Origin of the sequence: Asaia sp. HumB, from assembly GCF_030263835.1 — a bacterium.
Lineage (GTDB): Bacteria > Pseudomonadota > Alphaproteobacteria > Acetobacterales > Acetobacteraceae > Asaia > Asaia bogorensis.
Genome location: NZ_JARPML010000002.1, coordinates 1,345,420 through 1,355,000 on the forward strand (window position 1 = coordinate 1,345,420; position 9,581 = coordinate 1,355,000).

Sequence of the window (9,581 nt, forward strand, 5' to 3'; positions counted from 1 at the left end):
CCACCTTGAAACGATAGTGACGCCACCTTCATCACCGATGGCTGCCAGAACGGACCCGCCACCGATGATGCCCTGCTCAGGACCGTGTCAGAACCACCAGCGCCCGCCTTTCCTGCGCAATACCCGAGCGCAGATGCCCGTGAGCACAGAGCGCCTCGCCTTCATGCTCCAGATACATCGCCTGATTGATGATCGGCGCCGAAGCCGCCGCAGTCTGACGCAGCGTGCGATGCACCTTGCGAGCCAGGGTGCGGCAATAATCCAGCGTATCGCTGGTGACAGCCATAGGCACGGCCTCATGCACGGGCGCCGTGCTTGCGCCCGGTATGGCATCGGCTCTGGCAGCGCCAGGCAACCCGACCGCGCAGGTCAGGCAAAAAAGCGCAAAGGCTGTGTGGGTCATAGAACCGGCACTAATTCAGTCCGTATTGCGCTCTCATGGGCTGCGAATGAAGACTTGTTTATGTAGTCAGTTTTTGGACCCGGCGTGTCAAAACAGTCCACAACGCCCGCTCTGTCGGCCTTTCAGCCCAGCCCGTTTTCCTCTACTGGCAGGCTGAGCACGACACGAAGCCCCCGCTGCAGGGGCTCGAGCGCCAATGCGCCGCCGTGTAGCTGCGCGACAGCCTGCACCAGCGACAGACCCAGACCGGCACCCGGTGTATTGCGCGCCTGATCGGCACGGAAGAACCGCTCGGAGGCGCGTAGCAGATCTTCCGCAGACATGCCCGGGCCTTCATCAGTCACGCTGATACGGACCAGATTACCGGAGACGCTGGCCCGTAGCGTGACCGTCGTTTCGGCAGGCGAAAATTTTATGGCATTGTCGATCATGTTGGCCACGGCCTGCTGGATCAGGCGGGCGTCACCATGAAAGAGCAGGCGCGGCGGCAGATCGAGCGCAATCTGCAATCCGGCATCCTCGGCTGTCGCCTCATAAAGCTCGGCGATATCCTGCAGCGGCCTGATGAGATCGGTCGTCTCGAAAGCCGCGCGGCGAGCACCGGCCTCGATCTGGGCAATGCGCATGAGCGCATCAAAAACCGCCGTGACATGATCCAGATCGGCCACGGCACGATAAATGGCGTCATGCATCTCTTCGGTCGAGCGCGCATGAAGGGCGGCATCTTCCAGACGATTACGTGCACGCGTGATCGGCGTGCGCAGATCATGAGCGATGGAGTTGGAAACCTGCTTCACGCCTTCCATGAGCTTGGAAATACGGTCGAGCATGCGGTTGATGGAATGGGCAACGAGATCGACATCATTACCCACCAGCGGCATACGCTGACGCATGTCACCATTGGCCAGCGCCGTGGTGGTACGGGCTATGGAGCTCAGAATACGGCTGAAGATACCGCGCACAACCCATGCCCCACCAATGGCGAGTGCTGTCACCATGAGCCATGACCACAGGAAGGTTTCTGTCAGCACACGGCGAAGGATATCCCGCCCCCTGATATCGCGGCCCACCAGCAATTGCAGGCCACCCGGCAGGACATAGGCATGCATGGCGGCTGAAGTCGTGTTGCCGGCCCGACTGATCTTGAGCGTGTAAAAGCGATCGGCCCGTTGTACCGCCTCGGGCCATGAGGGCATGTTGCCAGCCAGCCTCTGGCCACCCGGTGTGATCAGCAGATAGAGATCCTGATCCTCGACATCCTGATCGAGCCTGTCCTGAATGGCCCGCTGCAGGCTGGAAAGACCACCCTGCATCCAGCGTTCTGCCAGACCATGCGCGTCGGCATCGACTGCCTGCCCCACCTCGCGCTCGAGCGCGCCGATGGTGTGCCACCACAGAAAGGTCAGGAAGAGTGTGGCGGAAAGGGCAAAAACCAGCCCATAGCCCAATGAGAAGCCCAGCCCGGCTGAACGAAACCGCCAGGCGCGCTTCCACCAGACGCGAAGCAGGGGAAAGCGCGACAGGCTGAACCTCATGGAGCTATATCATCCTGCTTAATTGGCGCGCAGGATGTAACCTGCATTGCGGATCGTATGGATCAGCGCGGTTTCAAAAGGCTTGTCAACTTTCTGGCGCAGGCGTGACACATGCACGTCGATCACGTTCGTCTGCGGGTCGAAGTGATAGTCCCACACGCGCTCGAGCAGCATGGTGCGTGTCACGACCTGACCGGCATGACGCATCAGGAATTCGAGCAGACGAAATTCACGCGGCTGCAGATCGATCTTCTCTTCACCGCGCTTCACGGTGCGCGAGAGAAGATCCATTTCCAGATCGGCCACAACAAGCTTGGTTTGCGGTGCCTGTTCGGCACTTCCGCGACGGGCCAGAGCCTCGACACGAGCCAGAAGCTCCGAGAAGGCGAACGGCTTGGTCATGTAGTCGTCGCCACCAGCCTTCAGGCCGGCAACGCGCTCATCCACATCGGCGAGTGCCGAGAGAAGCAGCACGGGCGTTGCGTTGTTCTGGGCACGAAGCGTTTCCAGGATACGCAGACCGTCAATGCCTCCGGGCAGCATCCGGTCGAGAATAACGATATCGAAATTCTCACTGACCGCCAGAAAGAGACCGTCCTTGCCATTATCGGCCTCCTCGACGAGATGCCCGGTTTCCTTCAGTCCCTTCACGATGAAGCTCCTGACGGTAGGATCATCCTCGACAAGCAGAATACGCATGATCAGTCCTTGGCTTTGGCGCGGGCCATGACGGGCAGGATCGCCCGCCCCTCACTTTGCAGTGACCTTATTATCTTTCAGTTACGCGCCAGAAGAAAGGGCGAAGAACGCAATGTCCGCTCATTCATCGGCATCTGCCGGGCGTTTCCCGATTGGAAGTGTCACTGTCACGGTCTTGCCCTTGCGTATTACCGTGAAAGTCACGGCATTTCCCGGCTTTCCTGCAGCGACGATACGCAGCAAGGCACGACCGTTTTCGACTGGAGCGTTATTGATGGCGGTAATCTTGTCGCCCTTCATCAGGCCGCCCTTCTGCGCTGGGCCGTTACGATCCACATCCACGAGCACGACAGAACCGTCACCGTCATCGAGCGTGACACCCAGCCAGCCATGATCGACATGGCCCGTGCGGCGTATCTCTTCCACGATGGGGGCCACGATTTCCGAGGGAATACCAAAGCCGATCCCGACCGATCCCCCGGCAGGGGAAACCATGGCCGCATTCACTGCCACGACCTGACCTCTCATATTGAAGGCAGGACCACCGGAGTTGCCTGGATTGATCGGCGCATCGAGCTGCAGGAAATCATCGAGGGAACCCGCCCCCAGATCACGCCCGCGCGCCGAAACGATACCGGCACTGACAGACGAGCCGAACCCGAACGGGTTGCCCGCAACCAGGATCCAGTCACCGACATTCACCTTGTGGCTGTCTCCCCAGGTCACATAGGGCAGTGGCTTGGGTGATTCGACCTTGATGACGGCGATATCGGTGAGGGCATCGACCCCCACGAGCTTGGCGGGCAGTTCCTGCCCGTTGGAGAGCGAGACAGTCACGTTATCGGCATCACCGACCACGTGATCATTCGTCACGATGATACCGGACGGATCAATGATAAACCCTGAACCAGCGCCAAGAATCTCCTCCTGATGGCGCTGCATTTTCTCGCGATACCGCTTTTCGAGCGGTGTGCCCTTGATCTGGGCGGGCACCTTGCCCCCGCCTTCCGAGCTTATCTGTGTGATGGCAATGTTGACGACTGCCGGAATGACACGCTGCACCAGCGGCGCAAACGAGAGTGGCCCCGACTGCACCAGCACGGGGGGCAAGGCAGGCGTTCCGTCCGGTACCGCCGCCTGGGCCGGAATCTTCACCGCGCTGGCAGGGGGCACAGCGGGAATAGCCGGATGGCTGGGCTGCGGCGGCGGGTGTGGCAGGAATTTTTCCAGGAACGCCGGCAAGGCATAGGCCCTGTCAATGCCAAACCCGGCCAGAACGAGAAGGAGGAGAGCTTTGCGCATCAACAAACCACAGGCAGGGCAATATTCAGGGTCATGGCAGCACGATAGCGCAGAAATGAAATGATTCCATCTCTCTTGCATTTTTACCCGCGACAAGGCGCCATCACCCGAAGGTGCGGGACCGACACTTCCAGAACGGGAAGCAGGATTGTCATTCTCCCGCGCCTTTGGCAGGACGACAGAGTGACTATGCTGTGGCGCCATGAGGCGGGTTTTATCGGGGATTACAGATGATTAGCGACTTCATATTCGGGCGCGTCCTGATCATCGGAGACCTGCTGCTCGACTGCTATATCCACGGCTCGGTCGATCGTATCTCACCCGAAGCACCGGTGCCGGTGCTGCTGCGCGCCAAACACAGCAGCGTGCCGGGAGGGGCTGCCAACGTGGCCATGAATGCCGCAGCGCTTGGTTGCGCGGTTACACTCGTCGGGCTGGTGGGGCAGGATGGTTCGGCAAGGGAATTCCGTCGGGCCGTGGGGCGCGAACCCGGCATCGATCTGGGCCATCTGGTTGAAGATCCCGACTGGGTCACCATCACCAAGACACGCGTGCTGAGCGGCCGCCAGCAGATCGTGCGGATCGATGAAGAACCCTCGGTGCTCGTTCCTCCGCCGGTTCAGGAACGTCTGATCGCCGCATCACTCGCTGCCATGGACCAGGCGGATGTCGTGATCTGCTCCGACTACGCCAAAGGCGTGCTGAGCAACGAGGTGCTTCAGGCCATCATTCAGGCAGCCAATCAGCGCGGCATCCCTGTTGTGGTCGACCCCAAGCGCCGGGATCTTTCGGTCTATAAAGGCGCGCAGCTTATCACGCCCAATCGCAAGGAGTTGGCAGCAGCCACAGGGCTACCGGTCAACAGCGACACCGAAATCCATTTTGCAGCCCTTGCCGCACAGGAGCAGTTCGGCGGCGATGTTCTTGTGACACGCTCGGAAGAGGGTATGACCCTTCTTGAGCGCAACGGGCGCATGACCCACGCGCATGTTCCGCAATCCGAGGTGTTCGATGTCTCGGGGGCTGGAGACACTGTTGTTGCGACAGTAGCGGCCATGATGTCGGCCGGCGCCGATCTGCGCACGGCCATGGTCATTGCCACCAATGCGGCGGCAATTGTGGTTGGCAAGCTGGGCACTGCGACCGTTTCACGCGCAGAACTCAGCGCCGCCCTCAAATCCAAGATCGACCGTGATGGTGTTATTGCCACTTTGCCCCAGGCCCAGGGAATTATCGAAGCCTGGCGTCGGCATGGTGCGCGCGTGGTCTTTACCAATGGCTGTTTCGATCTGCTCCACCCCGGACATATCGCGCTGATTCATGCCGCGGCCAGAGAGGGCGACAAGCTAATCGTCGCGCTGAACAGTGACGCCTCGGTACGTCGTCTCAAGGGGGCAGAGCGCCCATTGCAGGACGAGCGGGCCCGCGCAACCGTCATGGGCGCACTGCGCGATGTCGATCTGGTCGTCATTTTTGACGAGGACACGCCTCTTGAAACGATCTGCGCCCTCAGGCCGGATATCGTGGTCAAGGGTGCTGATTACACTGAAGATCAGGTTGTAGGCGGCGAAGAAGTGAAATCCTGGGGCGGTCGCGTCGTTCTGGCCGATCTGGTATCAGGGCGTTCGACAACATCGATCGTTCGCAAGATGAAGGCTGGTCCTTCAGCGACGACGAGCCCGGAACCAGTGAGTTTGAAACCTGAGTGACATGACCCGCGCCAAGCAAGAAACGGCCCCCGCCATTCGGGATCAGTGGCGCGACTGGCTTGTGGGGCAAGCCCTCCCCCTGTGGAGCGAGGCCGGGTTCGATCCGTCACGCGTACTGTATCACGAACGTCTTGACTGGCAGGCGCGCCCCATCCGGCTCGATGCGTCAAGACTCATGGTCCAGGCGCGGCAGATTGCGACCTATTGCCGCGCTGCTCTGGATGGCGTGTATGCCGCGGGGAATCAGGCACTTGATTGCCTGGACCGGGTCGAAAGGCTTTATCACCGCACCGATGCCCAGCCGGGCTGGGTATTCTCGATCGACCCGACTGATCGCCCTGCCAGTACGAAACGCGATCTCTACGCCCATGCCTTCATCCTTTTCGCCTGCGGCTGGGCCATACGTTATGCAAACCGCTCAAAAGACCGGGCTTTGGCGCGCTGCATCGCTGATGAGATCGACCTGATCTTTACGGCAGACAACGGTGGCTATCTCGACGCGATACCTGATGATGGGACACGACGCAGCCAGAACCCGCACATGCATCTGCTTGAGGCCTATCTGGTCGTATTCGAGGCAACGGGCGATTCGTTCTACCTCGACAAGGCGCGGAGCCTTGTCGAACTGGCCCGCACCCATCTGATCGACACACGGTCGGGGCTGCTCCTAGAATTCTTCGCCCCGGACTGGTCACCCCTCGCCCCGTATGGTGCCAATCAGGTGCAAGCAGGTCATCTGTTTGAATGGTCCTGGCTGTTACGCGATTTCGGTCGTCTGACACCTGAAGCTGAGAGCGGGGCTGAATGGCGCAAACAGACAGCAGCTTCACTTTTCGAGGCTGGCTTTACGCATGGCTGTGATCATCAACGCCGCGTCGTGCTGGACAGCATGAGCGACAGGCATGTGGTCCAGGAGCACTCGGCGCGGATCTGGGCGCAGACCGAGCTGTTGAGACTGCTCTACACTCAGGGACTGACACCCAAGACCGACGACGCAGAGCCATATGCTGCTGCCTTCCTGCGTATCTTCGCCCCCTCGCAGCTTGGCGGAGGCTGGGTCGACCATATCGACGCGCGGAGTGCCGCACTGGTCGACTACATGCCGGCAAGCTCTCTCTATCACATCTATGGTGCAGGACGCGAAATCATCTCTCGCTGAGTGAGCAGGGGCTTTTCGCCGTCGTGAGAGGCTGGTCTCTCACGAAGCGGCCGCGATCCAAGCGCTAATGCTGCCACCTACTGGCCGCTATGTGGGCTGACGTTAGAGCCTGTTCACTTCCCGGACCGCGTGAAGACATCCTGATGAAGACGTCGGGGGTTATCAGCTCGCCTCCTTTTGATCCAAAGCGCGCACGGTCCAGCATTGTGCCTGAACTGATATCTATGTCTCCCAGCGCTTGCCTCCTAACAAGCAAGCTCATGGCAACATATCCAAGCGATCAACAACAAGACGAACCGATAAGCGCCTCATGCGCTTTGATCCTTCACGCGGCAGGCCCGGCGATCATGCGCTCAGCGCGGTCGCCTTCTGGGCCAAACGATACAAGAAACGCGTCCTGTCAGACATAACTCAAGGAGAGGACGCATCATGGTTATTCCTGCTTTTCCACCGCCAGAGGCCGAAGAGGTCATTGCCCATGGCAAACCGACGGACAATGAACTGCTCGCCTATTACCGCTCCGAAATCCGGTTCGAGACAGAGACGGTCAATGGCCGCCTGCAGGCGCTCCTGAGTTCGCAAGCCTTTCTGGTCATCGCCTATGCCACAGCCATGACAGGTTCAACGACGCGATGGGGCGATCGCATGGCGATCCTTATCCCGCCGCTGCTTTCGCTTTTAGGGTTCATGCTGACCTTGATGGCTTTGCCAGGTATTCGCGCTGGCTATGCGGCAATCAGCAAATGGAACGAGAAGGAGCAGCATCTGCACAAGCAATGCCCCAACCTTTCGGAGTTCACTCTGGCCAGAAGCGACGAGGATGCTCGCGCGATGAATCACCGTGCGCGCCGCGGTCGCATGTTCGCCCATCAGGCGCCACTGGTCTTCCTCATCGCCTGGTTTATCTTCGCCCTGATCCCATTCTATCTCTATGGCGGGTTCTGAGGCCCTGCCTGCAAATCTCGATATCGAGCGAGGATAAGGGGTTCCAGCTGTAGTCTATAAATTTCGGAGGGAATCGTTTCGAATTTCGCACATGTTCTGCGAATGATTCGTAAAGTTCTTGCTCGGGAGAGGATCTGCCGTAGAGCCCCTGTTGCAAGTGTCTACAAGCAAGAACGATCCTCCTTCATGAGGCCGCTACGCCTTGAGAATTTATAACGACCATGGGCCATTCCTGCCGAGGATTTGATTATCCTGTACCTGGGTCGCGCTGATGGCGGTATTCGTGCCTGCTGTGAGGCAGTGAGCGTTTTCGACGCAGGATCAGGGGTTATCTGGGCTGCGCTCAACGCGAGCCATACGCGCGCGTAAGACGCCTCGTGCTGTGAAGCTGAGGCGTTGGGTAGGGATTTATGTCTGTATTGAGGGGTATTTTGGTTGCGGGGGCAGGATTTGAACCTGCGGCCTTCAGGTTATGAGCCTGACGAGCTACCGGGCTGCTCCACCCCGCGGGGGTGGTGGTGTGTTTTGTGGGGTGGATCAGGGGACCTGGCGGCGACCGACTTTTCCGCATCTTGAGATGCAGTATCATAGGCGCTGGGGCGTTTCACGGCCGAGTTCGGGATGGGATCGGGTGGAAGTCTCCCGCCATAGCCACCAGGTCTTCTGATCCACCCGACAACTGTGTGTCGGTGTGGAGGTTGGTGTTTTGTGTATGATGAGTGTGATTGCGTGGATGATTGCTATGCATGTGTATGCTCTCTTGTGAGAGCGTTGTGTGAGCGATATGGGCGATTAGGACCGGTTAGCTTCACGTGTTACCACGCTTCCACACCCGGCCTATTGACGTGATGGTCTTTCACGGCCCTGTGAGACCTAGTTTTGAGGTGGGTTTCCCGCTTAGATGCTTTCAGCGGTTATCCCGTCCATACTTAGCTACCCGGCTGTGCCGCTGGCGCGACAACCGGTACACCAGAGGTATGTTCATCCCGGTCCTCTCGTACTAGGGACAAATCCTCTCAAGTCTCATACACCCACGGCAGATAGGGACCGAACTGTCTCACGACGTTCTAAACCCAGCTCACGTACCACTTTAATCGGCGAACAGCCGAACCCTTGGGACCTGCTCCAGCCCCAGGATGTGATGAGCCGACATCGAGGTGCCAAACCTCCCCGTCGATGTGGACTCTTGGGGGAGATCAGCCTGTTATCCCTAGAGTACCTTTTATCCGTTGAGCGATGGCCCGTCCACGTGGGACCACCGGATCACTATGGCCGACTTTCGTCTCTGTTCGAGCTGTCACTCTCACAGTCAGGCGGGCTTATGCCATTGCACTCGACAGTCGGTTTCCGACCGACCTGAGCCCACCATCGCGCGCCTCCGTTACACTTTGGGAGGCGACCGCCCCAGTCAAACTGCCCACCATGCAGGTCCCGGACCAGGCTAGACTGGTCTCGGTTAGACATCAGAAAAATTCAGGGTGGTATTTCAAGGACGGCTCCACCGGTACTGGCGTCCCGGGTTCGTAGCCTCCCACCTATCCTACACAGGATGTCTCTGATGCCACTGCAAAGCTGCAGTAAAGGTTCATAGGGTCTTTCCGTCTGACCGCGGGTACCCGCATCTTCACGGGGAATTCAATTTCGCTGAGTCGATGCTGGAGACAGTGGGAAGTCGTTACGCCATTCGTGCAGGTCGGAACTTACCCGACAAGGAATTTCGCTACCTTAGGACCGTTATAGTTACGGCCGCCGTTTACCGGGGCTTCAATTCAATGCTTGCACATCTCCTCTTAACCTTCCGGCACCGGGCAGGCGTCAGGCCGTATACG

At 59.1% G+C, this 9,581-nt stretch carries 7 protein-coding genes, 1 tRNA gene and 2 rRNA genes (1 of these 10 running past the window's edge); 3 read left to right on the forward strand and 7 right to left on the reverse strand.

The annotated features are described in order from the left end of the window. Positions 1–76: 76 nt before the first annotated feature. From P5689_RS07075 to P5689_RS07090, 4 genes are all read right to left on the reverse strand, one after another. Entirely contained in the window at positions 77–403 is a 327-nt protein-coding gene (locus tag P5689_RS07075; protein WP_031241686.1) for a hypothetical protein, read from the reverse strand. 122 nt (positions 404–525) lie between these two features. Further along, on the reverse strand, positions 526–1,938 hold the full coding sequence (locus P5689_RS07080; protein WP_122050758.1) for an ATP-binding protein: 1,413 nt from the start codon (positions 1,936–1,938) through the stop codon (positions 526–528). Between the two features lie 18 nt (positions 1,939–1,956). Further along, on the reverse strand, positions 1,957–2,637 hold the full coding sequence (locus P5689_RS07085; protein ID WP_023979948.1) for a response regulator transcription factor: 681 nt from the start codon (positions 2,635–2,637) through the stop codon (positions 1,957–1,959). A gap of 120 nt (positions 2,638–2,757) precedes the next feature. After that, positions 2,758–3,939, reverse strand: coding sequence for a S1C family serine protease (locus P5689_RS07090; RefSeq protein WP_023979949.1), 1,182 nt, complete (start codon positions 3,937–3,939; stop codon positions 2,758–2,760). Positions 3,940–4,169: 230 nt separating this feature from the next. Between P5689_RS07090 and rfaE1 the strand changes: the two genes are divergently transcribed. From rfaE1 to P5689_RS07105, 3 genes are all read left to right on the forward strand, one after another. Beyond that, positions 4,170–5,648 carry a D-glycero-beta-D-manno-heptose-7-phosphate kinase gene (rfaE1, locus tag P5689_RS07095; protein ID WP_023979950.1) on the forward strand — a complete coding sequence of 493 codons (1,479 nt, stop codon included), beginning with the start codon at positions 4,170–4,172 and terminating at the stop codon, positions 5,646–5,648. A 1-nt stretch (position 5,649) separates the two neighbouring features. After that, positions 5,650–6,807 carry an AGE family epimerase/isomerase gene (locus P5689_RS07100; RefSeq protein ID WP_023979951.1) on the forward strand — a complete coding sequence of 386 codons (1,158 nt, stop codon included), beginning with the start codon at positions 5,650–5,652 and terminating at the stop codon, positions 6,805–6,807. Between the two features lie 429 nt (positions 6,808–7,236). Beyond that, positions 7,237–7,752, forward strand: a complete 516-nt coding sequence (locus P5689_RS07105; protein ID WP_023979952.1) for a hypothetical protein — start codon at positions 7,237–7,239, stop codon at positions 7,750–7,752. A gap of 432 nt (positions 7,753–8,184) precedes the next feature. On the opposite strand, the gene P5689_RS07110 is transcribed toward P5689_RS07105, so the two are convergent. From P5689_RS07110 to P5689_RS07120, 3 genes are all read right to left on the reverse strand, one after another. Next, positions 8,185–8,261: transfer RNA gene (locus P5689_RS07110), tRNA-Met, on the reverse strand. A gap of 35 nt (positions 8,262–8,296) precedes the next feature. After that, positions 8,297–8,411 (reverse strand): 5S ribosomal RNA (gene rrf, locus P5689_RS07115). Between the two features lie 112 nt (positions 8,412–8,523). Continuing rightward, positions 8,524–9,581 (reverse strand): 23S ribosomal RNA (locus P5689_RS07120) (it continues 1,679 nt past the right edge of the window).